The organism is Pseudomonas sp. Irchel s3f19 (assembly GCF_900187555.1).
Classification (GTDB): domain Bacteria; phylum Pseudomonadota; class Gammaproteobacteria; order Pseudomonadales; family Pseudomonadaceae; genus Aquipseudomonas; species Aquipseudomonas capeferrum.
The window spans coordinates 139,992-165,029 of record NZ_FYDW01000010.1; the positions used below are offsets into that span (position 1 = coordinate 139,992).

Consider the following 25,038-nt stretch of genomic DNA (forward strand, 5'->3'; position numbering starts at 1 on the left):
GGCTAGCCTGCACCGGCCCTGACACCGGTGCAGGCAGTAAACATCAGAAGCGGTAAGTGCTCGTCACCACCAGGCTGCGCGGGTCACCCGGTTGAATCTGCGCGGCGCTGGTCGCCGAGCTGTAGTAGGTCTTGTCGGCAATGTTGTTCAACGCCGCGCGCACATCCCAATCGTGCGTGCGGTAGCCGGCGAGCGCATCCCAGCGGCCATACCCCGGCATTACCGTGGTGTTCTGGTTGTCGGCATAACGGTCACCCACCAGCGTCAGCCCCGTCTCGGCGTACCAGCCCAGCTCCGGCTTCCAGGTCACGAACAGGCTGGCGTTGCGCTTGGCCACGTCGTTGATGCGGTTGCCTTCCTGGTTGTTGTTGTCCTTGACGATGGTTGCATCCTGCAGGCCGATGCCCCCGCGCACGTACCAGTTGCCGACGATGTTGCCGGTAGCGGTCAGCTCGATGCCGCGCGAGCGTTGCAAGCCGGTGAGTACAATGATTTCCGGGTTGTTGGCGTCACGCGTGCGGCGGTTGTACAGCTCCAGTTCATACACCGCGAGGGTGGTGGTCAGGCGTTGGTCGAGCCAGTCGCTCTTGACCCCGATTTCCTTCTGCCGGGTCATCTCTGGCCCGGTGTCGTTGGTGTTGCCCGGCGCGCCCGGGGTGATGCCGATCAGGCCACCGCCCACGGGCGAGAAGGTCTTGCTCCACGACGCATAGAACGAGTGATCACGCCACGGCGTATACACCACACCCAGGCGCGGGCTGGTGGTGTTGCTGTCCTGCGGCTCGGAAATGCCCTTGATCTTGTTGGTGGTTTCCACCTCGAACTGGTCGAAGCGCACGCCCGCGAGGATTTGCCATTGATCGTTCAGGCGGACCTGGTCCTGAAGGTACAGGCCACGGCTTTCGACTACGGTGTGGTTGTTGCTCGACACCAGCAGCGGCCCATTGTGCTGCAGGTTACGGTTGGGGTTACCCACGTCCAGGCTCGGCACCGTACCCGTCGGGGCGGTGTACAGGGTCGGGTCACGCCGTTGGCTGCCGAACTCCAGGCCCACCAGCAGTTTGTGCTCCAGCCCCAGGGTGTTGAAGTCGCCCTCGGCTTCCAGGTTGTTGAACAGGTTGCGGGTGTTCAGGTCTTGCTGCCAGCGCTGGCGGGTGACGGTGTTGTTGCTGGCGTTGTAGCCCGTGGCGTAGGTGTTGTCGAACTCGCTGTCGAGCTTGAACAGGCCAAGGGTGTGGCGCAGTTGCCAGGCTTCGTTTAGCTGGTAGTTCAACCGCGAGCGCAGCGACTGGGCGCGGTCGTCGATGTAGTCGCGCTGGGTATCGCCATAGGTGGTGCTGCGGCTTACGTCTGCCGGGCGGCCGTTGACGCCAGGGATGCCGCGGTCGGGCGTGCGGTTGTAGCGGCTGTATTCGTATTGCACCAGCCAGTTCAGGTCCGGCGTCAGTTGCCAGCTCATCGAGGGCGCGAACAGTTGGCGGCTGCCATCGATGCCATCGCGGAAGCTGTTGCTGTCCTCGTTGCCCAGGTTCAGGCGCAGGCTGATGGTGTCGCTGGGGTCGGCACTCAGGTCGGCGTACAGGCTGCGCAGGTCTTGGCTGCCGCCTTGCGCCTCGATGCTCGAACGGCGGCCGTGCTCGGGCGCCTTGCTGACGCGGTTGACGATGCCACCCTGGCTGCCACGGCCGTACAGCACTGCGGCCGGCCCTTTGAGCACTTCGACACGCTCGATGTTGTTGAGGTCGCGAATGTACTGGCTGTCATCGCGAACACCGTCCAGATAGAAGTCGTTGCTGGCATCGAAGCCGCGGATGCGCACGCTGTCGAAACGGGTGTCGGCGCCGCTGCTGACGTTGGGGATACCCTCGAGTGCCTTGCCCAAGGTGTTGCTGCCGTAATCCAGCACGTTGGCGGTTTTCACCGTGTCGATGGCCTGGGGTACATAGCGCACCGGCGTTGAGGTGCGCGTCGCGGTACTCACCTCCTTGACCCGCGGGTTGTCCTGTTCACGCTCGCTTTCGGCGGTGACCGACAGTTCCGGCAGGGTAGTGGTGGCGGCGTTGGCGAGGCTGGCGCTGAACAGCAGCGACAGGCCCAGCGACAGGGGGGAAAGGCGGCAGGGTACAAGCATGGACACATCCGGACCGAGGCAGGTGAAAAGAAGGTGCGAATGGTAATGCTTGCTATTTACTGTTGCTTGGGTATTTGTAAAGGGTTGTCTTTACATATGTATCACTTTGTAACTAGGTACTTTGTATAATCCCCCAGCCCAAGATTGCTCCCACAACGTCAGCTGACTTACCTGACAAGAGAAAAATTGCCCACCGATAGCGCGAACAGGCATGGAAATGCACCAGACCTGCCGGTTATTTTGGTTATATCAACCTGCATTTCACGATTTTTTGACATTTGTAATCGCACACCGCTAGGATTCGGCCAACGCCTGCTGGCCATGACATGGCCATGCTGCTGTTAAAGGCCACCGTGCGATTGCCGGCAAAGCCTTCCAGTTTGGATCCGCATAGCGTCGAACCTACGAAGGGGCGTTGGTTCCTGGCGTCATATTGCAGAGCGTTTTTGATTAAGAAATAAGGAAAATAACATGTTGAAAACCAGGATCAGCCTGGTCGCCTTGGCGATGATCGCCGCGACCCAGGCACAGGCCAATGAGCAGGCCGACAGCAAGGGCTTCATCGAAGACAGCCACGCTAATGTGCTGCTGCGCAACGCCTACATCAACCGTGACAAGAAGCACGGTACCGATGACCAGATCGAATGGGGCCAAGGCGTCATCGCCAACTTCTCCTCCGGTTTCACCCAGGGCACCGTCGGTGTCGGCGTCGACGCATTCGGCCTGTATGCCGTGCGTCTGGACGGCGGCAAGGGCCACAACGGTGGTGGCGGCGTCGACTTCTTCAAACCGCACGAAACCACCAATGCCGAGGGCAACGCCAGCTCGCCGCATAACCTTGCCCGTGGCGGCGCTGCCGTGAAATTCCGCATCTCCAACACCGTGCTGAAGTACGGTGACCAGATGCCGGCACTGCCTGTGCTGCAGTACGACGATGCACGTCTGCTGCCAGAAAGCTTCACCGGCACCCTGCTGACCTCGAAAGAGATCGAGGGCCTGGAGCTGAACGCCGGTCGCTTCACCCAGGAAGCGCGCAAGAGCGCCGAGCGTCGTGACGGTGGTGGCCTGAAGTCGATCAACGTCTTCGGCGGTAGCTACAAGTTCACCGACAACTTCACCGCTTCGCTGTACACCGCAGACAACGAAGACGTGATGAAGAAGCACTACCTGGGCTTGAACTACGTCTTCCCGATCGCCAGCGACCAGTCGCTGACCCTGGACTTCAACGGCTACAAGTCGGACATCGACAAGCAGTACGTCCAGGCCGCTGGCCTGAACGGCGACTCCAACACCATCTGGAGCCTGGCTGCCACTTACGCGTACGGTGCCCACTCGTTCACCCTCGCGCATCAGCGCAGCACCGGCAGCACCGGCTACAACTACGGCTTCTACCAAAACGCCGGTGGCGTGGGTGACGGTGGTTCGACCATCTACCTGGCCAACTCGTACTGGTCCGACTTCAACGCCGAAGACGAGCGCTCCTGGCAGCTGGGCTACGGCCTGGACTTTGGCGCCTATGGCGTTCCGGGCCTGACCTACAAGCTGGCCTACGTGGTGGGTGACAACATCAACACCCGCAACGTCGCCAACCCGCAAGGTTTCGGTGAAGGTAAAGAGCGCGAGATCTTCAACCAGATCCGTTACGTGGTTCAGGACGGCCCGGCCAAGGACCTGTCGATCAAGCTGCGTAGCTCGTTCGTGCGTACCAACAATGCGGTACAGCAGAACGGCTACAACGACGACGGCAACGAAGTCCGCGTATTCGTCGAGTACCCGATCAGCATCTTCTGATCTGATCCCGCTGGGGCTGCTTTGCAGCCCTATCGCGGCGCAAGGCCGCTCCCACACTGGCTGGCTCTAAACCTTCAAGGCCGGCGCAACCCCTGTGGGAGCGGCCTTGTGCCGCGAAAGGGGCGCAAAGCGCCCCCAGCCTTCAAGCCGGCTCCGCCTGTCTACGTCGTACCCCTGCTGCTTTTTCAACTTCCCCCGTCTCCGGTGCAAAGCTGTCGCTACGCGCCATTCGCCACATCCGCGCATAAAACTCGCTTTCAATCGAGCCACTGAGCAATTCGCCAGGCTTGAGAAACGTATGCAAATCCGAGAACAAGCCGATTTCACTGGCGCTGACACGCCGTGCCAGGTGCTTGGGCTTGAGTTCGCTTGGGTGCTCCAGCCCTGCGGCCGCCAGCATCTCGGCCAAGGTGTGCAGCGTGTTGCGATGAAAGCTGGCCACGCGTTGGGCCTTGTCCGGTACCACCAATGCGCGCTGGCGTAACGGGTCTTGCGTGGCAACCCCGGTCGGGCACTTGTTGGTGTGGCAGCTTTGCGACTGGATGCAGCCGATGGCGAACATGAAGCCGCGCGCCGAATTCACCCAGTCGGCACCAATGGCCAGCACGCTGGCGATATCGAAGGCGCTGACGATCTTGCCCGCTGCGCCAATGCGGATGCTCGAACGCAGGTTCAGGCCGACCAAGGTGTTGTGCACGAACATCAGCCCTTCGCGCATGGGCACGCCCATGTTGTCGCTGAACTCGCGTGGTGCCGCGCCGGTGCCGCCTTCCTTGCCGTCGACGACGATGAAGTCGGGGGTGATGCCGGTGGCCAGCATGGCTTTGGCAATGCCCATGAACTCCCACGGGTGCCCCAGGCAGAACTTGAAGCCCACTGGCTTGCCGCCCGACAGTTCGCGCAGGCTGGCAACGAACTTGAGCAATTCGACCGGCGTGCGGAAGGCGCTGTGCGCAGCCGGGGAAATGCAGTCCTGGCCTTCGCGCACGCCCCGGGTCGCGGCGATTTCCGGGCTCACCTTGTGCCCTGGCAGGATGCCGCCGTGGCCGGGTTTGGCGCCCTGGCTGAGCTTGATCTCGATCATCTTCACTTGCGCCGAGCGGGCTTGCTCGGCGAAGCGTTGCGGGTCGAAACGGCCCTCTTCGGTACGGCAGCCAAAGTAACCGCTGCCGATCTCCCAGATCAGGTCGCCACCATGTTCGCGGTGGTAAGGGCTGATGCTGCCTTCACCGGTGTCATGGGCAAAGCGGCCCAGGCGTGCGCCCTGGTTGAGGGCAGCGATGGCGTTGGCGCTGAGGGCGCCGAAGCTCATGGCCGAGATGTTGAAAATCGAGGCCGAGTAGGGCAGCCGGCATTGCCGCCCGCCGATGGCGATGCGGAACGAAGCAGGGTCGGGGGTGGCCACCGGCAGCATCGAATGGCTGATGAATTCGAAGCCCGGCTTGTAGGCATCGTTGAGTGTGCCAAAGGCTTTTTCGGCGCTTTCATTCTTGGCCCGGGCGTACACCAGCGAGCGCTGGGAGCGGGAGAACGGCAGCTTGTCGTCGTCGCCTTCGATCAGGTATTGGCGGATTTCCGGGCGGATGGTTTCGATCAGGTAGCGGATGTTGCCCAGGATCGGGTAGTTGCGCCGCACCGCATGGTGGCTCTGGCGCAGGTCATTGAGGCCGACCAGGCTGAGCAGGGCGGTGAGCACGGTGAACGGCCAGAGCCAGGCCTGTTGGGGCAGTAGCGGCAGGCTGGCGAAGGTGAACAGCAGGCAGGTGACGAGGCAGGCGTAGCGGCTGGGCAGTGAATGTTTCATGGGTCCATCGCAGGCAGGATGACCGGGCCTAGGATAGGCAAAGGCAGGCTGCGGAAAACCTGGTGAATCGGTAAAAGACTGTTACCTGATCGCAGGTTTGCCCTGCGCGACCCTTTCGCGACGCAAGGCCGTGATGGCAGGTTATTCGGGCAACTGCACACTGGCCCGCAAGCCGCCGCCGTCGCGGTTGTACAGCAGCAACTCGCCGCCATGACTGGCCGCGATGCGCTGGGCGATGCTCAACCCCAAGCCATACCCGCCAGACGCCTGATTGCGCGACCCTTCCCCCCGCACGAACGGGTCGGTAACCGTCGCCATCAAGCCGGGTGCAATCCCCGGCCCGCAGTCATCGATGTGGATAAAAACCCCCGTGGCCGCGCGCTCTAGCGTGACCGAAACGTCTTTGCCATAGCGCAAGGCATTGACCAGCAGGTTCTGCAGGCACCGCTGCAGCAGCAGGGCATCGACCCGCACGGTGCCAGCCTGGCCCTCAACGGGAAGCGGCTCACTGGCGGTGGCCAAGTCTGCGCACTGGCGCGCCACCAGCTGGTCCAGGTCCACCTGTTGCAGGTTCTGCTGCTCGCCGGCGCGCAGGTAGTCGAGTACCTGGCCGATCATGTCGTCCATCTGCGTGATGTTCTGCCGCAGCCGTTCGCGCTGCTCATCGTCTGGCAGGCGCTCCAGGCGCAGGCGCATGCGGGTCAACGGGGTACGCAAATCGTGGGAAACGGCGGCGAGGAAGTAGGCCTTGTCGTTGACCATCGCAATCAACCGTTGCTGCATCGCATTGAAAGCCTGCGCCGCCTGGCGCACTTCCTGCGGCCCATCCAGCGCCAAGGGCGGCTGCTCCAGGTTGCTGCCCAGCCCTCGCGCTGCGTCCGCCAGGCGCTGCAGCGGGCGCAGGCACAGGCGCACCGCCAGCAGGCACACCAGCAGCACGGCGACGATACGCAGGGCATACACCCGCAGCAGGTAGTCGCTGATCAACGCCCAGGCAGACTCGCCACTCCAGCCCTGCAGCTCCTGGCCATCGATGGTCAGCCAATGCCCATCGGCCAGCGGCACGGCAAACTGAATATGCGCCTGGGCCGTGCGCAAGCCGAACAGGCTGCGCCAGACAATCGGCTGGCCCAGTTCGTCAGTCAGTTGCACCTTCATCAGGCGCACGTCTACAGCATGGCCAAGTTCGTACTTGAGGGCCTGGTGCAGCAGCAATTCGATGCGTTTGCGCCCCCTGCGTTCGTCCCCTTCTTGCGCGGGCAAGGCTTCGGCACAGCGCAGCTGATAATGGGCTGGCGCCTGCACTGCGTCGGCATGGCAGTCGGCCTTGGCAATCAGGGGCGCGCTGCGGGCGGCGATCAGCCGCACCGGGGCTTCGAGCACCTGCGCGAAACGCACATCGAACCAGATGCTGCTCGACATCAGTTGGATTACCAGCGTGCCGCTGACCATGATCAGCAGCAGTTGGCCAAACAGCGTGCGCGGCCACAGCCGGCGGAGCCAGCGCACCTCAGGCATCCGCCTCGCTGCGGGCGAGGCTCAGCAGGTAGCCTTCGTTGCGGATGGTGAGGATCTGCGCGACGGCGCCCGGCGCGCGGCGCAGTTGCTGGCGCAGGCGGCTGACGCACATGTCTACCGAGCGGTCATCGGGCAGGTGGTCACGGCCGAACGCACTGCGGGTCAGATGATCGCGCGACACCACACGGTTGTTGGCTTCAAGCAGCTCACGCAGCACGCGGTAATCGGAGCGGGGCAGGGGCAGTGTCTCGCCGTCCGGGCGGGTGAGCAGGCGCTTCACGTGGTCGAGGCGAAAACCGGCAAATTGCTGCGCTTCGACAGCCGGTTTTGCCACCGGTGTATCGAGGCGCTGGGGGCGACGCAGCACGGCCTTGATCCGGGCAATCAGCTCGCGTGGCTCGAAGGGCTTGGCCAGGTAGTCGTCCGCGCCCACTTCAAGGCCAATGATGCGGTCCAGCGTGCTGCCTTTGGCAGACAACATGATCACCGCCAGGCCAGGGGTGGCTTGCAGCTGGCGGCACAGGCTCAAGCCATCCTCGCCGGGCAGCATCAGGTCCAGCACCACCAGCTCCACTTTGTGCGCAGCCAGTTGCTCACGCATCTGCTCGCCATCAGCGGCGGCCAGTACGGTGTAACCGGCATCTGTCAGGTAATCACAGAGAAGTTCGCGGATTTCGTCGTCATCGTCGACAACCAGCAGCGTTGTACTCATTGCTAAACACACCTGTTCGGTGAGGGCCGGAGGCGCTCGTTACGTTCAATTACATCCCCGTACAAGCCGGGGCTGGAGCCCCAAGGGCGGATCCCTAGAATCGTAACAAAAAATCATCTGCGAATACGAAACCTTCCCAAATGAAACCTCGGAGTATCATGAACGACTTCTCTTCCATCGGCCGAGGCGCAAGTCACCTCACCCCGCTCGCCTTCTTCATCGCCGCGGCCATCAGCGGCAGCGCCATGGCTGCCGACAGCAAGCCACTGGTGCTGGATGCCACGCAGATCGAGGACAGCGCGCTGGCGCCTGCCGATGAAGCCGGCCAGCTAGGGTACACGGTCGAGAGCAGCCGCAGTTCAACCGGCCTCAAGCTGACGCCGCGGCAAACGCCGCAGTCGGTAACCACCATTACCCGCCAGCAGATGGACGACCGCGCCATCCACACCATCGAGCAGGCGCTGGAAACCACGCCAGGGGTGACGGCCAGCAAAGCCGAAGTCGGCGGGCGCACCGACTACCGGGCGCGAGGTTATTCGATCAGCAACTGGAAGGTCGATGGCCTGCAGTTTCAGGGTGGCTCCGACTTCAGCGGCGGTGGTAACGCGCTGAACATGGACCTGTACGAGCGCATCGACATCGTGCGTGGCGCCAACGGCCTGCTGGGCGGCACCGGCGACCCCTCGGCCACCGTCAACCTGATCCGCAAGGCCCCGACCAAGACCTTCGGCGGCAGTGCCTACGCGACCTACGGCAGCTGGGACAAACGCCGCCTGGGCGCCGACCTGAACCTGCCATTGTCCGAGGACGGCCGCCTGCGTTCGCGGTTTGTAATGACCCAGCAGGACGCCAACTCGTTCCGCGACAACCAGTCCGAGCGCGCCCGCGCTGCGCTGGCCAACTTCGAATTCGACCTCGACGACGCCACCACCCTGGGTGCCGGTTACCAGTACGAATACAACAAGGTCGTCGGCGGCGGCTGGGGTGCGAACATCCCGATCTGGTACCGCGACGGCAGCAAGACCGACCTGCCGCGCAGCACCAACGTGGTGCCCAGCTGGAGCTTTGGCGAGTACACCACCCGCACGGCGTTCGGCTCGCTCGAGCATCGCTTCGACAACGACTGGACGCTGGACCTGAAGGCCGCCCAAAGCACCGCCGAGGCCCTCAACCACCGCGGGCTGGCCAAGGTCAACTCGGCGGGCCGCGGCACCTTCGGCGGCTACTGGGACCAGGACGGCAGCGGCGCCGTGCTCAACGGCCTGCACAGCGCCAGCGACACCACCCAGCAGTCGGCGCAGATCGACCTGTCCGGCCCCTTCCAGCTGTTCGGCCGTACCCATCAGGCGATGGTCGGTTACAACGACAGCCGCACCGTGGCCTGGTCACCGGAATACACCTGCAACATGGTCAGCGACGGCCGCGTCAGTGCTGCGGCGCTGGGTTGCCAGTTCCGCGCCAACAACGGTTTCCCGCTGACCGACTGGCGCAATGGCGTGGATGACGACTACGACATGATCGCCTCGCGCACCGGCCGCCACAGCAAGACCACCACCCGCTTGCAGGGTATGTATGCAGCTACTCGCCTGAGCATCACCGACCCGCTGTCGGTGATCGTCGGCGTGCGCACCAGCAACTACTCCGCAATCACCCGCAGCAATGCCGGCGTGCGCACCAGCCAGGAAGAAAACGGCATCGTCACCCCCTACCTGGGCGCGGTGTACGACCTCAACGACACCTACTCGCTGTATGCCAGCTACACCGACATCTTCACCCCGCAGACCGCCGAGACCAGCAGCGGCAGCAAGGTCGAGCCGATTCGCGGGCAAAGCTACGAAACCGGCATCAAGGGCGAATGGTTCGATGGCCGCCTGAATGCCTCGGCGGCGTACTTCCGTACCAAGCAGGAAAACAAGGCCGTGCTGGACGGCGACCTGACCACACCGACCGGTAACGACGCCTACAAAGCCGGCTCTGGCCAGGAAACCGACGGCATCGACCTGGAAATCGCCGGTGCACTGACCCCGAACTGGAACGTTTACGCGGGCTACACGTACCTGCACTTCCGCCGTATCGACAGTGATGGCCGCAGCGACCCGTCGCACCTGTTCAAGGCTTCGACCACGTATCGGCTGTCTGGCCCGCTGGACCGCTTGACCCTTGGCGCAGGGGTGACCGCGCAGAGCAACATTCGCGCGGTATCCAGCCCGGCTGGGCAGCCGAGCAATGGCGTGAGTACGGGCGCTACCGACGTCAACTGGTCGGGGTATGCGATCTGGAATGCCATGGCCAAGTACCAGCTGACTGACGATACGAGTGTCAGCCTCAATGCCAATAACCTGTTCGACAAGCACTACTACACCCGCTACGGGTTCTACGCGGGGGCGATTTATGGTGATCCGCGGAACCTGTCGTTGATGGTGAGTACGGCGTTCTGACGGAGGCACCTGGGGCTGCTGCGCAGCCCATCGCAGGCCAGCGCTGTGCCTGTGGTGTTGCGCGTTTTGTGTAGGAGCTGGCTTGCCTGCGATGGGCCGCAAAGCGGCCCCCTGCGGTCAGTTGGATTGCGCCTGCTGAACCTCGCGAACCGGCTTGTCCAACCGGTCCTCCATACGGTCCCAGTCCTCCCCGAACAACTCCACCGGATGCATAGTGCGATCGGCTCCATTGCCGCAGGCCAGCGCTTTGGCGGGGCAATACAGGTCGCACCCCCAGCAGATGCGTTCAGGGTGGCTGGGGTTGGTGGGGAATTTCTTGGCCATAGCGTCCATTCTCGCAAGTGGGGTGCTGAGCCCAAGCTATGCCTTCCAGCGCTTTCAGCCTTGATTGAAATCAAGGCGGGCTGCGTCTGCGGTAAGGTTTCAACTTATCGTTTCTGCGATCGGCATGTGATCGCGAAAGTCGGTCCGAGCAGTATCACTGACTGGAGGTGATAGGGGCTCTATCTGACACAAGAAGGAGTGGATGAAATGGCATCGATGAAACGTCCCCGCCTGCGGGCGGTTCAGCCTCGGTCGGGCGCTAGCCTTGAGCTGACTTTTACCAATGGGCAGCGGTTTACCCTGGATATGAGCGACGCGCTTAAAGCGTATCCGGGCTTGGCGCCACTGGCTAAGCGCAAAGCGTTCGAAGACGTAACGTTAGGGGATGGAGGCTGGTCCGTGGAATGGCCGGCGCTGGATATTCAGATCGGTGCCGACACCCTACTGCTGGACGCGCTTGCCCAAAACGCCCCGGATGAGAACACCCGGATATTCATTCGCTGGCGGCTGCGGCATCGGATGACGCTCGACCAGGCTGCCGAAGCACTGGGCGTCAGTGCGCGCAGTATCAGCCGTTACAGTAGCGGTCGTGAAGCGGTACCACGCACACTGGCGTTGGCTTGTTTGGGCTGGGAGACGTTGGAGCAGAAGGCAGCCTGATAGGTCATGCTTGCTCCGCCCTGGGGTAATTGCGCGGCGGGGTAGCGAACACACAAACAAAGGCCCACCTTGCGGTGAGGGTCTGGATCGAAAATTAAACTCCAGAGCGGATTGCGAGATTCTTACGGATGTACGCTTTATTTACTGCGGCACTTGAAAAGCCAAAGCAGTGTTAGCACCGTCGGCCAAAATAATGTGTTGAGAACGTCATGAGCGCTGGCCTGCCAGCGCCAGTATCCGAAGCTGCCAATATCGTCTCGCCGATCTACCCACTCGCCAGCACACGCAATGAGTAAAACAACCAGCCAACCAAAGTATGGCCTGAATCGTTGGGTGCCAACGATCATCGTCAAATAGACCGCCATGCCAAAATAGATATGCAGCGCGTCTTTTGACAGTCCGGTTGCCGCCACAATCGCGAGCTTGATGCTTTGTACAGTTGAGATATCCATGTCAATTTTTCATGTCTGTGCCAAGGCGTTTTGTCTCGTGCGTGATGCTATGCGGGAAGCTCTAACCCTAAAGCAGCGTCTATCGTTCCACGCTGCTTGATCGATTCCAAGGGCTGCATGAGGTCATATCGACAGTGCCGCGCGGGACCTCGTAGGTTTTGAGGCGGCTCTCAGGTGCGACATAAGGTACTCCCTTTCTTCGAAGTGACCTTGATCCCCAAACTGAAACGGTTGGAACCCACCAGTTTTTGAAGGAATCCGACGGAACGCCAAAACGAAAAAACCCGCCAGAAGGCGGGTTTTTCGGGTGTTCCAGAGATTTTGAAGGCTTTCTATGGAACCTTGAATGGTGCGGCACCAGGAGTCGAATAAAATCGTAACTATATAATATATATGATTTTAATCTGTGTGGTTGAGTTAATCTATCTCTAAAACTATCCTTTGGTACTTTATGAACATTGCGTGGGGTTGAGGAAGTCCAGGCGAGGCGCAGTTTCTTCGATGAGTGGCAGTGCTGGCGCATCCAAATTGGATAGTTGCCTTCCTCCCCAAAATGGTGAGTTGCAGGAGGTGGTGCCAAGCCGCGCTCACGATGCACCTTTATCGGCCAAAGCAGACGTACACGGTTATAGGCTAATGTCCATTGGCGGTTTCTAGGTTAGCAGTTCGTTAGTGCTTAAAACTTTTGTTGATCAATAGCTGGTTTAATAGTTTTAGCTTTTCATTGTTTGGGAAGTCGTCAAGTAAGACACGGACAAGCGCCTTAAGTCCTTCCGGTAAGCTGCCGGAAGCCGCTTGGTTTGACGCACGAAACCAACGATCTGCCGAGTTTACCGAGGTGGGCAGAGAAGCCGCGCGTCCTCCTGCACGAACCCACAGATCCTCCAAGCGGTCATGGGCTATTTCACTGCCAACTTCCGCGATACTGGCAATTATTTCATTTCTCTCGATCTCTATTGATCCTATGTCAGAAGGTCTCGGGATTGAAATTTTGTCGAAGAAACCTAAGAGTGCATAACAGGCATGAAGTGCGGGAAGTACATCTTTTTTCCTATGCCGATATTCGGAGGCGAGTTCTCTGGCAATAAGTTTCCATTGCCTTTCCTGTACTATTTCGCCTAGCATTTTAGAATCCTTTGACCAGTCCCGTATACTGCGGACCAGATTGATTGCTTTTGATTCTGTGATGGAGCTGTCCCAGCGAAGCAGGTAATTTGCTTGAGCAGAGCTTAGACTGCTATTTGGCACTTGCAAAATAACGTGGCTCAGCAAATAAGGCTCTGGGTTTGGTAAGTCATATGCAGTGTGGGAGCGCTGTAGTAACAGTCGTGCGACGACAGTCGCTAGTGCACGAGCGTCGGTCGAGTCTAAACGGTCCCAGAGATTTTTGCGATTCTCAAGGTCAATTGCAATAGGTGCAAAATCTTCAGCTAATTGCGCAATAATACCAGGGCGATAATTTCTTGTCTCAACCGAAGAAAGATATTTTTTTGCCTGTAAATATATATCTACTGACGTTGGCCAGGGATTTCCGCCGAGCGTAACATGAAATGCCCATAGTTCACTCCAGGCTGGCACTCCAAGGTCTAAATTCGTCAATAGATCGGGATCTTTTGACGTGCGAGTTGCTACCAAGGAGGTCAGCTTTGGGTTGGCAATGATAATGGTTGCTTCTACCAATTCCTCACCGTAGATTTGGTCGACCATAATTGATAGGCCAAGTAATGGGTCTGGTCGAAATGCTAGCTGGCTTTGTAGAGCCTCAAGAGCATTAGTCTCTCGCAATGTTGCGATCGCATGCATGCCAGACCATCCTAAGGAGATAGCATTTTGTCGAAGCTTCGAAAACTGAGCCGCCGACAATACTGAGGATGGCAAGATAGTCAGTAACTGCCGCTCTGTTGCATCGGTTATGATGCCTAACGATACAATAAAACGCGCATGCAGCTTTTCTGACAGCCAATTGAGTAAAAAAACATTCCAATGTCCACTATTGGAGCGCAGTCCATTTACGATCTCGGGACGAACTGCAGAAAGCCACCATTCCTGTGCCGTTCCAGCTTCAAGACGTGATAGAAATTTATCCGCATTTGGAACTGACGTTTGTGGTAAAACGTTCGCGATCCATGATGCTACTATCTCGGCTAGCCTTTCTCCGTCCAGCAATTGCTCACACGGGATGTTTGCCAAGGATACAATGACGTCTGGTGAAGCATCAGGAGTAGTAGCAGCAAGGACTGAAATAGCTTCTTGCTTGAAATCTTTCAGCTCTTCACGATTAGAAGATAAGTTCAGCAGAGATCGGAGCAGATATATGGCGGTAGTGGCATCCGGCGCCTTCCGTAATGTCTCTAGATGGTCGGCTGCGCGTGCGATTCGCCTCAGGGTGCTCAGAGTTGAGCCAAGATTCGTACCAGACTCGAATAGTTCCTTGAGAACCGTATCCTCCTGACCCATCAGCCAGCGTGCTGCACGAGAGGGGTTGGCTGTTTCAGACACCGCGGAGGTGATGACTTTGCTATTGGTCCACTCAAGCAAGCGCCCGGAGTCGACGCCGTACAACCAAGGAGGCGCAACGGACTCTCCACCTTGAGAAGGGCTAATCGCAACTCGAGCAGAGAATGCCCGACGCGCTTCCGGCCATAATCGCTCCCAAAGCATCGTCAGAAGCCCAGGCCAGAGGTGCAGATTTCCAAAGACGGGAGCCGACGCAGCGTCCGCAATAAGAGCTTCGGCCACAAGAGCAACGACGGAAGGTGGCGGTAGTGAAATGGCCTTGCCACCGCTCAGCACTTCAAGCTCTCTGCCTAGGTCGTGGACTTCGCTAATTTCTTCTAACGGCCATAGCGCTACTTGGCTCATCACCATACCAGCTCGCAAGGCCGATGGGTCTGGCTCGGTCCACCACAGCGCCCACCATTGGCCAATTGGCCCGCAGCCAACCGAAGGCCCCCACGCTTCCCCTGACGATGTGTAACCTGGCGGCTTGTCGGTGAGATCCAACAAAATCGGTGGCAGTAGACTCAAGTCACCGCTGCACGTGAGTAGCCCATGCGTCTGGTTAGTCTCTCCGTAGGTCGCGCGAATAGGGTAGGCGGTTTCTGTAGGGGACATTAGATATCCATTTCTTTCAAAACCCAGGCGAGTGGAAGGGTGAGATCGCTGCTTCGATTGCCAGCAGGATCAACAATCCACCCCAGTGTTTCCGGGCCTTCATCAATGAAATGCTCATCACAGCTGTCTTTATCGAGTTCCCCGCCAAGAGCAGAGAGCCCCCAGACGCTGATTTTGTCTGAATTCCAGTTGCTTTTAATGAATGAGGACACGAGGGGGAGACGCTCGGCAAGAACTGCAGCTGGGGGCTTATTTGAGGTCTTCAATTCATCGTAGCACGACAGCATTACGGCCAGTTTTGGTTTATTGAGTCGATCAACGACTCCATGCCCTGCCACGTGTAGAAAGATCTGAAGCATTTCGACCCAACGGGCATTAGCGTCCCACTGCGACACGCGCGCAGTGTTTACATTACCCTCGGGGGGACCATCTCGAAGTCGTGTAAGAACTTCGGGATAGGTCGTCTCTGTTTTGAGTCGAATTAACACAATCCAACCACCCGCGCATTGCAACCGCTCGCGCCATAACTCAGATATCGCGCGTTGCTGAAAAGCGTTCGTCAATTGCTCTCCACCGTAATCAGGCCAGCGAAGATCGAAGCAGTTGCCATCGTTGTCTACGATGGGCAAGGTGATTTCAGCCCACGTTTGCACTTGGGTATGCTCGGCGGCGTGTCCCGATGCGAGGCTGTTTAGCACGTTGTCGAGCGGGGTTAGGTCAGGCGGGGTGCCCTTATCCTGGCGCAACAGGAGATTCCCCGTAGTACGCCGCAGGCGTCCATACAATTGCCCAGCAAAATGCGTCTTGCCGCTGCTCGGTAGTCCCAGCAAGACAATTTCAGGCGTGTGCATGGTGCCCCCTAAACGAAAGAAAAGGATCGTCTGTCTGAGTCTCGATCAGAATTTCGCCTGCCGCAGCCAAACGCCAAGCCGCTCTTACAGTGGCATCAATTGGGGTCGCAAAGCTCTCAGGCGTTTTGATTGAAACTGCGTGCTCAGTTGCTCTAGGGAAGCTGTTCTTCAGCGCCTCACTGATTGCTTTTTTAATACCTACTGGTACATCGTACTCGCTTTTAGTCCAAAGAAGTGTTAGTGGCCGATCTGCGATATGATTGGCTAATCGGTCAAGAAGCTGCAGCAGTTCCTTTCTGGCAAGACCGCGTTCTTGGCCACTCAACCTCTGGCAATCAGCGACAACGATAAATGCGTCCGAATGCATAGAAAGCCAGCGAGCACCTTCCGCCTGTGGTGCACTTTCGCTCACCGCCCAACTCGAAAACCACTCACCGGGAGCGTCGGCAAGCAATACATCCCGAAAATCGCCGCCCTCCCTCCGCAACGCAATGTGCAGCAAACCGGGAACCCGATTACTTGCACGAGGGGTATGCGGTGGGAAGGTCGGTGGCCTTGCCGAATCGTCGAACCGCATCCAGGAGGCGAGTGATTCCCAAGCGTGTAAGGTGCGGGAGCCGGAAAACATAGCGTCCGCCATCGCGCGCCCTTGCAGCATCAGCAAGTAATTAGCCGCGAGCAAGGTGGTCTTTCCACCGTTATGGGCTCCTAGAACACCTACCAGAATGTGTTTACTGCGTGGTAGCAGTAGCAGCAAATCAGACAGGCCAAGCGCACTTCCGGACCATGGGACACGCGTTTCTATTGGGTGGGAAACGGCTTCAGTAGTGGAATTCGACTCCTTCAGCGTCGAATTCCATTCAGTACATGACTCGGGAACAAGTTCACCAAGGACGCACGTCTCGCCATCATGCACATTGCAATTGGGATTGGTGCAGCGTCGCATCGTCACTTAATCGACTCCGTCAAGCGTACGGCCTGCTCTTGGCGGAGTAGTGCCCGTGCAAGATGCGGTAGGCTAATGGTTGCGTCCTCCGCTATACGCGCGCGCTTTAGTAAGCCGACTGCAGAGGGGGCAGGATCTTCCAACGCTAACCGAAGGATATCTCTCAACGACAGACGCCCCGTCCTCGTTGGCAGATTAAAGCTGTCCATCATACTGCGTGGAATTACTGCGCGTAGTGAGGAGGTCCGCTCAAGAACATTTTGCAATGATAAACCGGTCTCAAACCCTGCATTGGGCAGTCGAGCAACCGCTTCCGAAAGCAGATATGCCACGCTTGTCGGAGTTACAGTGGGCATTATTGAAATCAGATCTAGCGGCATTAGGATGGCGGCAGCCAAAGGATCCATTTCGCGGTAGCTCATTTTGGCCGAGGCGGAGTACATTGACTCATACCACCATAGCGCATCCAACCGTACCTGCTCTCGTGTGGATGTAGATTGGGCAACCGCAAGGGATTTCTGAACTTCTTGCGCCTGTTTTTTTAAGGCTTTCTCTAGCGCCTCGTTAATTCCGTTTAGTTCAGCTGCGTAAGAGTCTCCGAGATTATCAAATCGCTCGCCGAGCACATCTTTCATCAAGTTGGCGAAATCTTCCGCCCAATGCTGATTTTGGTTTGGCATGTAACGGTTATGTGTCTTGCCGTTAACGAAGAGGTTATTTTGTGCATTATGCTTAGCACTTGCCGCACCAATTTCGCCGAAGAGAGCCGTACGATCGACTTTGTCGATGGTGACCTCTTTCAAATCCAGTTTAATCGAATCTGCAGGCTTCAGAGCAGTCTTTTTCAAAGGCGCTAGAAGCGAAATATCCTGCTGCTCAGTAGTTTCGGCAAACAGGGAAATTAGCTTAACGACCACCGACTTCTCGCGCCCAAGATGCGAAAATCGCAGCGTGTCGCTGGCAGTAAGCCAAAGAATTGCAGCGTTGCGTTCTTGTGCCACCGCTGCACACGCTGCCAGTAATATGGCACGGTAGATGTGAATCGGTTTATCGGTGTGGACTGACTGCAGGGTTTCCCACTCCGCTAGTAGTGCGCTTTCAGCCATTTCAATTAGCGGATCGTCCGTCGCGGTATCGCTATCCAAAGCGGTCAGGATGGCAGGAATAAGCAACGCAGGAGTCGCGCTCAATGCCTTGGCCACGCCTTCAACCGCTTGAGTCATTTTCTTAAAACGCTCGTCATTACCTTCGAGCTTGTCAATCAACCCTGCTGCCAAGAGTTCTTGAAGCACATTTGCCATTGGGCTCTCCTTAGCTGTTGGTTTTAGCTATTAGCCAGGTTCGTTTAACAACCGATTTGCGAGAGGTATCGGTTCAGGATCGGGTTGTTAGGGAAGTCATGTTTGACTTCAGACAGCAAACTTACTGAGCTGACCGACGAGCCTTGTTGAGTGAGTGTCCACATACGCTGCCAAGTGTCGAACGAGCGATTCATGATGGGCACTTGGCCAACTTTGCCTCCTGCTCGCACCCAGATAGCTCTGGCGTCATCGTGGCTTGGGTAGGATTCCGAGAGAAAATCAATAAGATCCCTGGGGAAACCGCCATTCGCTGGCGAAGACAGCGATTTAGCCTTATCCTCGGTGGATTCGCGGGTTGGTACGTTGGAGGTGCCATGCAGCAGGTCAACCGAGTGCCGCATCAGTAACACGAGATACTCAGCTGAGGCGCGAGCGGCAAAAGTACGATAGCGGTCGTCTTTGTGCTGGTCACCAAAATCGGACACACCCTTCGCGACAATAACCGGCACGCGGATAAACTCTCCAGCCGCACCTAACGCACTCGCTTCCATGTCGAGTCCGAGCACTTTGCGCATTGACTCACCAAGGCGCGAGAAAATCTTGTCATCTTCGACAACCGCTGAGCCGGTTGCGATGGGGGCGACGTGTACTTGGAAGGGTGATGCTAGGCGCGGCCGACCATTAAATTGGAGGTGCAATTCGCCTGCACGATCGTTACCAGCAGCCGTGATTAAACCCTTATCGTCTATTAGCCCTCGTTTCTGCAGTCGCTCTAAAACCAACGTCCAATCAGGACACTCCAGCCAAAAGTCCGGATGGGCTTGCGGATGCATACCCTTTAACCCGCACAGCAGAACCCAATCTTCTTGAGTTTCGAGAGTTAACTGTGGGCGCTCTTTGATCCAGCTTCCAGGGGCAGCCCTCGCGACGATCTGCATGCGTTGGACCCAATGAGGGCCAGGCCCAACCTGGATCGGATCGCCCTGAAAATGTGATACGCCGTCGACGACGATCAGTTTACCGGCGTCGTAAGAGTAGAGGCGATCGGCAATGAGCACGTCCCCGAGAGCAACTTTGCCACGACGTCCCGCACAAATTCCCGACATGGCAATGCAACGAGCAGGTACTTCGCCCCAGAGGTGGGCCAATGTCGCAGACGCCTGCTCTTTACCCATGAATGCGCAAAATGACGCAACCACTAGCACAGGAGACCCATTGTCGGAAAGGAACTGTGCTTCCGCAATCTGCCAGCCGCTGCTGGTTTTTCGTTCTTGCCAACCTTGACCCGTAATTCCCGTCGTTACGGATAGAAGGGCCTGATACTCATCTTGCAAGGCGCAGAGAATTAGGACGTCGGCTAGGCCAGGCTGAGGCATTAGAGAAGGCGACATACGATGTGGGTGCTCATTCTAGATTTGTGCGCAAGGGGGCGGACTTGTCGTTTCAGGAGACATTCTCACCCGGCGAAACCATATACTACGCCACTGTAATGGCATTTCGATACGAGTGACGCAACGCGTTCAGGTTGGTTTGCCTCGTGTTCTGTAGAAAAGCGAGCTGGCCGCTGGCCGCTGATGGCTGAGTGCTTTCGGTCGCGATTCTCATCATTAGATCCCGCTCAGAGACTGAACGTCCATGGCGCTTCTAGCCGTTGAGCGAGTAGCCGGAGCGTCAGCACGTAGTAATACCGCGTAACCTCACTGCGTTCGCTTAAGCGATACTCGAGAAACCACGTCAGATGCTTCCTTTTCCATGTCCAAGGATTTTCTCGCAGCCAGTGCTTTGCGATTTCAGCCTGAACGATCTTCGCTTGGCGCAAATGACGTTGTCGGGTTGTGTGCGAACCGCTCAGCACGCCAGCCAAGAACAGTTCCATATCGAATGGCCTATTCATCTACGACCTCCGATGTAGGCAGCGACCACATCATCCCGAGCGTGCCCCAGTTCATAGCTGATCTGCTTCCGGGCCTCACGATCAAGGTTTATATCTACTTGGCAAAAGTGCCCGCCATTGATACGCGCACGGTGTTGGGTAATTTGCTCATAGCGCTCACAAGCGTATGCCGCTCGTAGCTCATGGAAACCTTTGAGGTCGTGTGTATGCAGGATTTCCCGCGCAGGGCGGACGATTTTCTGCAAAAAGTTCAGGTAGCTTTCGCCTGGCGCAATCAGGTTGCGGCTACCGGAAGGCGACGCCTGCCGTGCAAACTTAAGTGCACTTCGGACATGATCGTCCACCGTAATCCAGCGGGCGGCTGAGGCGCCGGCGCGGCCGCCTTTGGTACCATCCTGAATGTTAATTTTGCCTAGCTTATTAGCCTCACGGCTTAGCCGTGGTAGGTCAGCTAGGATGGCCTCACGCAAACGCATTCCTGTGGCTCGCGCTAGCAGAACGATCGCGGCGGCGCGTTGCTGATGTTGGCGGCAAAGTGCATCGACGATCTGCGTAACCTGCTTGCGGTCCTGGCCTTGTGGCACAGACTGTCGGACCCCGGTGCGCTGCATACCCAACGCCTTGCTCGGACTTGGCACCTTCATGCACTGATCACCGCGAAGCGCCGCCATGGTCCTGTTAACGCTGGATAGCCGGTTTTGCGCGGTACTGACGGCGAGGTCACCGCGATTAACCATGTCGCGCAGATACGCCGCATAGTCCGCCAATACCTTCCCATCAATTTGCCGCGCATCATTGATGCCGGGCCCCTGTTCGGAACGGCACCACCTCACGAATGCCAACCATCGATCACTGTGCGCCTTGACCGTGCCGTAATGGCCACCGCCAAACATGTCTTTCAGCGCCTGCGGTCCTGCGTAGCTCAATTGCCTGCCATAGCCGAAATTACGACCATCGCGTCTACCTACCAATGCCATGTCGGTCACCTCATCGTTCGCTTTCCGATCCTCGCCCCACGTCATCCCGCCAAGAATGTTGAGTGTTATCAGGGATCAAGGCCCCTGCGACCTGTGGGGATGTCCTCTAACGCGGACTGGCGGCTCTTTACGACCAAGAGCAAGGGCATCTCATGATCTGGCCTCCTGAGCACCGTTACCGGTGGGCGGGTGGAGGCAGCATTGGCTGACGAGACCAGTGCCTGAAGATCCTGAGCCAGGTGCAAGCAGCAATGCGATGACCGGGGCATGCCTAACTGTCAGTCAGGTGCAGTCCATTCCGTGGTCTGCGGCACCATCATCTACATGGCTGTTGCTGGTGACATCGGCGTTTGTCACGCCGATTGTCACGAGGAGGATTGCCGCAAAGCCATGTGCTATCAGGGCTGCAGCAGTGGTAGAAGTGCCCGTCTCTTTCCACAGAAAGAGACGGGCACAGGTTGGCGCAATATTCGGCCAAGCGGATAGGTTGCTGCAGGGCAGCGAGGTACGGTGTATCTGGCGCACGAGCGCTATATGTGTAAGAGCATCCATCACATGGGTAGTGACCGGGCGAGCTGCCGGATGCGAATCGTCCTTGGGGAGAACCACCGCGGGAGCGGCGTGACCTTTAAGGTTCGGGTCACCTGGGGTGCTGTCATCGACAGCGCCTGCAACTCCCGGTCTACGCCTGTGGACAATATTCGTCAAGCAAAGCGATTTCAGGGATTTAGCGCCTGTGGATAAAACTATCCCCCGGTGGACATCAGTGGTTTTCCACAGACGCACTCTGTGCCAGCAGTTTTTTTCTTAGGTATGGTCCTTTCAAACGGGGCGGCTTTGCAGCCCCGTTTGAAAGGACCCGCGCGGAGGAGCTTCATGCGGTGCTGTGGGTAACTTCACTACGAGTTGAGGTGGTGATGCGGCGGGTTACTCGGTCCTTTTGGCACTGCGAAGCCGCGTGACGTTCTCGCCCGTCTGCTTGGCAAACTCATGCGGCGTCACATGGTCCTCGCGGTTTGCCTCTAGAAACCGACTCCACCAGGTCATGATCATCCGGCGCTCTTCGAGGAACTCGGCCTTGTGGGTATAGGCGGCGCGCACGTTGTTGCGTTCCTTGTGGCTCATCTGGCGCTCGATCGCTATCTCTGACCACAGCCCGGACTCGACCAGTGCACTGCACGCCATGGCTCGGAACCCGTGGCCGCAGATATCCACCTTAGTGTCGTAGCCCATCGTTCTGAGCGCGGCATTCACCGTGTTCTCGGACATCGGTTTCCACGGCTTGGCATCCCCCGCGAACACCAGCTCGAACTTGCCGGTGATCGCGTGGATCTGCTCAAGCAAGGCCACTGCTTGCGGCGATAAGGGTACAACGTGAATGTCCCCGGCCATCTTCGTACCCCTTGTGGAAAACGGCACGCCGTCCAGCGCCGGGCGGGTGTCGGGGATCTCCCAGATGCCGCGCTTGAGGTCGAACTCGTTCCAGCGGGCGAAGCGCAGTTCGCTGGAGCGTACGAATACATGCAACGACAGCATCACCGTGAGGCGCGTGAGCGGGCGGCCTCTGTAGTCCTCGATGCATGCCAGTAGCTCTGGCAGTCGCGATAAGGGTAGTGCGGGTCTGTGAGTTACCCGTGGTGTCTTGATCGAGCCATCGAGGTCGTGAGCTGGGTTCGCTGTGATCAGCCGCAGCCGTTTGGCTTCGCGCATGATGCTTTGCAGGTAGTTCTTGATCCTGAGCGCCACGTCGATGGTGCCGCGCTTCGTCACGGCTTCCAGTGGCTGCATGAGGTCGTGGGTGTCCAACTCAACGATTGCTCTGGCACCGATCAAAGGGAATACGTGAGTTTTCAAGCGGCTGAGCACTGTCTTGGCGTGGCCGGGTGCCCATTTCGGCACCATGCTCGCATGCCAGTCGAGCGCAACGCTTTCGAAGGTCCGCCCGTTGATCACGGCCTGGGTCTTGTTTTGTTGCTTGTACTGGATAGGATCTATGCCGTTGGCGAGCTGCTGCTTGATCTCGAAGCGCTTGCGGCGTGCGTCGCCGAGCCCGACCACCGGGTAGCTGCCGAGGGCGGTCAGGCCTTCGCGGCCATCGGGTTTAACGTACCTGAGCCGCCAGCCTTTGCGGCCGTTGGGTTGCACAAGCAGGTAAAGACCGTCGCCGTCGAAGAGCTTGTACTCGCGCTCTCTGGGCTTTGCTGTGCGACAGGCGGTATCTGTAAGCGGGGCAGTGGTGCGGGCCATAAGGGTAGTCTCCGATATCGAAACGGACCTCTATCCTTAAAACTACCCTTATTAGCGCTGGCTACCCCCGGAATCCGACGGAACGCCAAAACGAAAAAACCCGCCAGAAGGCGGGTTTTTCGGGGGTTCCAGAGATTTTCAAAGCTTTCTATGGAACCTTGAATGGTGCCGGCACCAGGAATCGAACCCGGGACCTACTGATTACAAGTCAGTTGCTCTACCATCTGAGCTATACCGGCAATGGGGCGTCATTATAACGATCGTTTGGCGCCTGTAAACCACTTCCTTGCGATTGTTTGCAAATGACCTAAGTCACCGGCTTAAAAGGAGATTTTTCTTACCAGCCGCGGTGGATCGTGTTGACGCTTGGTTCGGTTTTGCCGGGGTTGAAGAACAGCTTGTCGTTGTCGCAGCCGCGCTTGCGGCAAGGGCTCTCGACGCGCAGGGGCAGGCCTCTGTCGCCACCCAGTTGCATGCCGGGGGTGTCCCAGCCCAGGTGGCTGGAAGGGTGGCTTGGGGTGTCGCTGGCGCAGGCGGTCAGGGCCATGGCGAAGGTCAACAGGGCTAGGGGTTTGGCTTGGGTCACGATGAGGAAGTCCGTTAGTCCATTGTCGGTTCTGGCGCAACGCCAGAAGGTCGCGGGGCTGGCGGGCAGCGCGCGACGTCTCTTTTTAATGATTTGGGGGTGAATGATACACCGTGGGGAGGTGTGCAGTGCGAGCTTTGCGGGCGCTGATCGACCGTCTTCAACCGTCGCGCGTGCGTGTGTGTGTAGGAGCGGCCTTGCGTCGCGAAAGGGCTGCGAAGCAGCCCCAGCAATGTGTGAACAAACGTCGATACCTGCGTTGGTTCGAAAACCTGGGGCTGCTTCGCAGCCCTTTCGCGACGCAAGGCCGCTCCTACAATCAAGGCAGCTATCAGCTGTAGGGCATTTCTGAACCTGAAACCAAATGCTTCGGGGTTTGCATGCTTCGGACCTATCCTACGCGCGCTGCTGAAGTATCGCTGTTGTCGGGGAAATGCCTCACGGATACCGTTTCTGGGTCGCTTCGGCGACCGGGTGTGAGAACCCGATTGAGAAATGGCGGCACTGTAATGGTGGCCGTACGCGGGCAGACTTCGGTCTGGCCGAGTCTTTTCGCGTTTTTTCTCCTCGGTTTCTCACCCCGCGTACGGCTGCCACCTTCAATCCGTGAGAAAGATCGGGTGGTAGTTCCTTTTTGAGAAAAAATGGAAGTTCGCCATGATCAAGATCGTCCCTGACCCACCACGCCCACTCATCCACACCCCCTACTTCTCTATCCACAGCGACATCTCCCCACACGACGCACTCACCCAGGCCCGCGAGCTCATCCGCGCTGTGGCCCAAACCATCGACGAACACTGCCGCGCCCACGCCGGCGAACCTGACCTTAGCCGGCTGGCCCACACAGCCCAGGCCGCCGAGTCGGCAGCGATATTGCTGCAGCACGCCAGTGAACGCATGAGCGCTAAGGGGAAATCGCATGAACGATAGCCCCAAGCCCATCACCACAGCCGGCCTGGAAACCTTTCTGGAAGTCGGCGACCCACCCGTTGGCCTGTTGCGGGTGCAGCCCGGTATTGCGATCGACGATGCCTATGAACAGGTCTCTGTGCTGCTCAGCTACATCAAGCATCTGCTCAGGGAGGGTGATATGGAAGACGACCACAAGCTGTTGGGTGCGGCCGATTACCTGACGGCGATGGCCAAGGCATTGATGAACGATATCGAGCTGGCCAAGAACAAATCCCGCTGACCCACCGGGCCGCTTTGCGGCCCCAGGCGGGCGCACAAGAAAAGTTTATGCACAAGTAGCATTGCCAACTTGCGCGAAAGGCATGCCGAGCTGCTACACC

Annotated in this window: 20 protein-coding genes and 1 tRNA gene; 5 read left to right on the forward strand and 16 right to left on the reverse strand. The window is 58.3% G+C overall.

What is annotated here, in order from left to right; all coding sequences use genetic code 11:
- Positions 1-43: 43 nt before the first annotated feature.
- The gene (locus CKW22_RS20870) at positions 44-2,131 is read right to left on the reverse strand and encodes a TonB-dependent siderophore receptor (RefSeq protein ID WP_033703210.1); all 2,088 of its coding nucleotides are present in this window, start codon (positions 2,129-2,131) and stop codon (positions 44-46) included.
- A 471-nt stretch (positions 2,132-2,602) separates the two neighbouring features.
- Between CKW22_RS20870 and CKW22_RS20875 the strand changes: the two genes are divergently transcribed.
- Positions 2,603-3,922 (forward strand): OprD family porin, encoded by a 1,320-nt coding sequence (locus CKW22_RS20875; protein WP_033703209.1) that lies wholly within the window; start codon positions 2,603-2,605, stop codon positions 3,920-3,922.
- A gap of 142 nt (positions 3,923-4,064) precedes the next feature.
- Here CKW22_RS20875 and CKW22_RS20880 read toward each other — a convergent pair whose 3' ends face one another.
- The 3 genes from CKW22_RS20880 to CKW22_RS20890 form a co-directional block, all read right to left on the reverse strand.
- Positions 4,065-5,726, reverse strand: a complete 1,662-nt coding sequence (locus CKW22_RS20880; protein WP_095064985.1) for an FMN-binding glutamate synthase family protein — start codon at positions 5,724-5,726, stop codon at positions 4,065-4,067.
- Between the two features lie 141 nt (positions 5,727-5,867).
- Complete coding sequence (locus CKW22_RS20885) at positions 5,868-7,244, reverse strand: ATP-binding protein (RefSeq protein ID WP_095064987.1); 1,377 nt, start codon at positions 7,242-7,244, stop codon at positions 5,868-5,870.
- Positions 7,237-7,956, reverse strand: a complete 720-nt coding sequence (locus CKW22_RS20890) for a response regulator (protein WP_033703206.1) — start codon at positions 7,954-7,956, stop codon at positions 7,237-7,239. The genes CKW22_RS20885 and CKW22_RS20890 overlap by 8 nt, the downstream gene beginning before the upstream one ends.
- A 140-nt stretch (positions 7,957-8,096) precedes the next feature.
- On the opposite strand from CKW22_RS20890, the gene CKW22_RS20895 reads away from it, so the two are divergent.
- A complete protein-coding gene (locus CKW22_RS20895; protein ID WP_095064989.1) occupies positions 8,097-10,394 on the forward strand; it encodes a TonB-dependent siderophore receptor in 2,298 nt (765 codons plus the stop codon).
- A gap of 117 nt (positions 10,395-10,511) precedes the next feature.
- Here CKW22_RS20895 and CKW22_RS20900 read toward each other — a convergent pair whose 3' ends face one another.
- Positions 10,512-10,718 (reverse strand): DUF3079 domain-containing protein, encoded by a 207-nt coding sequence (locus tag CKW22_RS20900; protein ID WP_047582976.1) that lies wholly within the window; start codon positions 10,716-10,718, stop codon positions 10,512-10,514.
- A 207-nt stretch (positions 10,719-10,925) separates the two neighbouring features.
- Here CKW22_RS20900 and CKW22_RS20905 point away from each other — a divergent pair, with 207 nt between their 5' ends.
- Positions 10,926-11,378 (forward strand): DUF2442 domain-containing protein, encoded by a 453-nt coding sequence (locus CKW22_RS20905; protein ID WP_033703203.1) that lies wholly within the window; start codon positions 10,926-10,928, stop codon positions 11,376-11,378.
- A gap of 137 nt (positions 11,379-11,515) precedes the next feature.
- Here CKW22_RS20905 and CKW22_RS20910 read toward each other — a convergent pair whose 3' ends face one another.
- From CKW22_RS20910 to CKW22_RS20955, 11 genes are all read right to left on the reverse strand, one after another.
- Complete coding sequence (locus CKW22_RS20910; protein WP_033703201.1) at positions 11,516-11,830, reverse strand: hypothetical protein; 315 nt, start codon at positions 11,828-11,830, stop codon at positions 11,516-11,518.
- Between the two features lie 669 nt (positions 11,831-12,499).
- Positions 12,500-14,944, reverse strand: coding sequence for an effector-associated domain EAD1-containing protein (locus tag CKW22_RS27350; protein WP_256577327.1), 2,445 nt, complete (start codon positions 14,942-14,944; stop codon positions 12,500-12,502).
- Positions 14,944-15,795 (reverse strand): hypothetical protein, encoded by an 852-nt coding sequence (locus CKW22_RS20915; protein WP_095064991.1) that lies wholly within the window; start codon positions 15,793-15,795, stop codon positions 14,944-14,946. Before CKW22_RS20915 ends, CKW22_RS27350 begins: the two co-directional genes overlap by 1 nt.
- Positions 15,782-16,741 carry a hypothetical protein gene (locus tag CKW22_RS27355; RefSeq protein ID WP_256577328.1) on the reverse strand — a complete coding sequence of 320 codons (960 nt, stop codon included), beginning with the start codon at positions 16,739-16,741 and terminating at the stop codon, positions 15,782-15,784. Before CKW22_RS27355 ends, CKW22_RS20915 begins: the two co-directional genes overlap by 14 nt.
- Positions 16,742-16,743: 2 nt before the next feature.
- On the reverse strand, positions 16,744-18,042 hold the full coding sequence (locus CKW22_RS20920) for a GTPase-associated system all-helical protein GASH (RefSeq protein ID WP_095064993.1): 1,299 nt from the start codon (positions 18,040-18,042) through the stop codon (positions 16,744-16,746).
- A 44-nt stretch (positions 18,043-18,086) separates the two neighbouring features.
- The gene (locus CKW22_RS20925) at positions 18,087-19,433 is read right to left on the reverse strand and encodes an effector-associated domain EAD1-containing protein (RefSeq protein WP_095064995.1); all 1,347 of its coding nucleotides are present in this window, start codon (positions 19,431-19,433) and stop codon (positions 18,087-18,089) included.
- 227 nt (positions 19,434-19,660) lie between these two features.
- A complete protein-coding gene (locus tag CKW22_RS27975; protein WP_095064997.1) occupies positions 19,661-19,936 on the reverse strand; it encodes a hypothetical protein in 276 nt (91 codons plus the stop codon).
- Positions 19,933-20,913 carry an integrase domain-containing protein gene (locus CKW22_RS20935; protein ID WP_095065018.1) on the reverse strand — a complete coding sequence of 327 codons (981 nt, stop codon included), beginning with the start codon at positions 20,911-20,913 and terminating at the stop codon, positions 19,933-19,935. The genes CKW22_RS27975 and CKW22_RS20935 overlap by 4 nt, the downstream gene beginning before the upstream one ends.
- A gap of 927 nt (positions 20,914-21,840) precedes the next feature.
- Positions 21,841-23,160, reverse strand: coding sequence for an integrase arm-type DNA-binding domain-containing protein (locus tag CKW22_RS20945; RefSeq protein ID WP_095064999.1), 1,320 nt, complete (start codon positions 23,158-23,160; stop codon positions 21,841-21,843).
- A 163-nt stretch (positions 23,161-23,323) separates the two neighbouring features.
- Positions 23,324-23,399 (reverse strand) — tRNA-Thr (locus CKW22_RS20950).
- A gap of 98 nt (positions 23,400-23,497) precedes the next feature.
- A complete protein-coding gene (locus CKW22_RS20955) occupies positions 23,498-23,746 on the reverse strand; it encodes a hypothetical protein (RefSeq protein ID WP_033703195.1) in 249 nt (82 codons plus the stop codon).
- A gap of 657 nt (positions 23,747-24,403) precedes the next feature.
- Between CKW22_RS20955 and CKW22_RS20960 the strand changes: the two genes are divergently transcribed.
- Together CKW22_RS20960 and CKW22_RS20965 are read left to right on the forward strand one after the other, a co-directional pair.
- The gene (locus CKW22_RS20960; RefSeq protein WP_095065001.1) at positions 24,404-24,676 is read left to right on the forward strand and encodes a hypothetical protein; all 273 of its coding nucleotides are present in this window, start codon (positions 24,404-24,406) and stop codon (positions 24,674-24,676) included.
- Positions 24,666-24,938, forward strand: a complete 273-nt coding sequence (locus tag CKW22_RS20965) for a DUF3077 domain-containing protein (RefSeq protein ID WP_095065003.1) — start codon at positions 24,666-24,668, stop codon at positions 24,936-24,938. Before CKW22_RS20960 ends, CKW22_RS20965 begins: the two co-directional genes overlap by 11 nt.
- Positions 24,939-25,038 lie beyond the last annotated feature (100 nt).

Excerpts from the sequence above, each read along its gene's own strand:
- CKW22_RS20870 (WP_033703210.1), bottom strand. The coding sequence starts at position 2,131 with ATGCTTGTACCCTGCCGCCTTTCCCCCCTGTCGCTGGGCCTGTCGCTG.
- CKW22_RS20875 (WP_033703209.1), top strand. The coding sequence starts at position 2,603 with ATGTTGAAAACCAGGATCAGCCTGGTCGCCTTGGCGATGATCGCCGCG.
- CKW22_RS20880 (WP_095064985.1), bottom strand. The coding sequence starts at position 5,726 with ATGAAACATTCACTGCCCAGCCGCTACGCCTGCCTCGTCACCTGCCTG.
- CKW22_RS20885 (WP_095064987.1), bottom strand. The coding sequence starts at position 7,244 with ATGCCTGAGGTGCGCTGGCTCCGCCGGCTGTGGCCGCGCACGCTGTTT.
- CKW22_RS20890 (WP_033703206.1), bottom strand. The coding sequence starts at position 7,956 with ATGAGTACAACGCTGCTGGTTGTCGACGATGACGACGAAATCCGCGAA.
- CKW22_RS20895 (WP_095064989.1), top strand. The coding sequence starts at position 8,097 with ATGAAACCTCGGAGTATCATGAACGACTTCTCTTCCATCGGCCGAGGC.
- CKW22_RS20900 (WP_047582976.1), bottom strand. The coding sequence starts at position 10,718 with ATGGCCAAGAAATTCCCCACCAACCCCAGCCACCCTGAACGCATCTGC.
- CKW22_RS20905 (WP_033703203.1), top strand. The coding sequence starts at position 10,926 with ATGGCATCGATGAAACGTCCCCGCCTGCGGGCGGTTCAGCCTCGGTCG.
- CKW22_RS20910 (WP_033703201.1), bottom strand. The coding sequence starts at position 11,830 with ATGGATATCTCAACTGTACAAAGCATCAAGCTCGCGATTGTGGCGGCA.
- CKW22_RS27350 (WP_256577327.1), bottom strand. The coding sequence starts at position 14,944 with ATGTCCCCTACAGAAACCGCCTACCCTATTCGCGCGACCTACGGAGAG.
- CKW22_RS20915 (WP_095064991.1), bottom strand. The coding sequence starts at position 15,795 with ATGCACACGCCTGAAATTGTCTTGCTGGGACTACCGAGCAGCGGCAAG.
- CKW22_RS27355 (WP_256577328.1), bottom strand. The coding sequence starts at position 16,741 with ATGCGACGCTGCACCAATCCCAATTGCAATGTGCATGATGGCGAGACG.
- CKW22_RS20920 (WP_095064993.1), bottom strand. The coding sequence starts at position 18,042 with ATGGCAAATGTGCTTCAAGAACTCTTGGCAGCAGGGTTGATTGACAAG.
- CKW22_RS20925 (WP_095064995.1), bottom strand. The coding sequence starts at position 19,433 with ATGTCGCCTTCTCTAATGCCTCAGCCTGGCCTAGCCGACGTCCTAATT.
- CKW22_RS27975 (WP_095064997.1), bottom strand. The coding sequence starts at position 19,936 with ATGAATAGGCCATTCGATATGGAACTGTTCTTGGCTGGCGTGCTGAGC.
- CKW22_RS20935 (WP_095065018.1), bottom strand. The coding sequence starts at position 20,913 with ATGGCATTGGTAGGTAGACGCGATGGTCGTAATTTCGGCTATGGCAGG.
- CKW22_RS20945 (WP_095064999.1), bottom strand. The coding sequence starts at position 23,160 with ATGGCCCGCACCACTGCCCCGCTTACAGATACCGCCTGTCGCACAGCA.
- CKW22_RS20960 (WP_095065001.1), top strand. The coding sequence starts at position 24,404 with ATGATCAAGATCGTCCCTGACCCACCACGCCCACTCATCCACACCCCC.
- CKW22_RS20965 (WP_095065003.1), top strand. The coding sequence starts at position 24,666 with ATGAACGATAGCCCCAAGCCCATCACCACAGCCGGCCTGGAAACCTTT.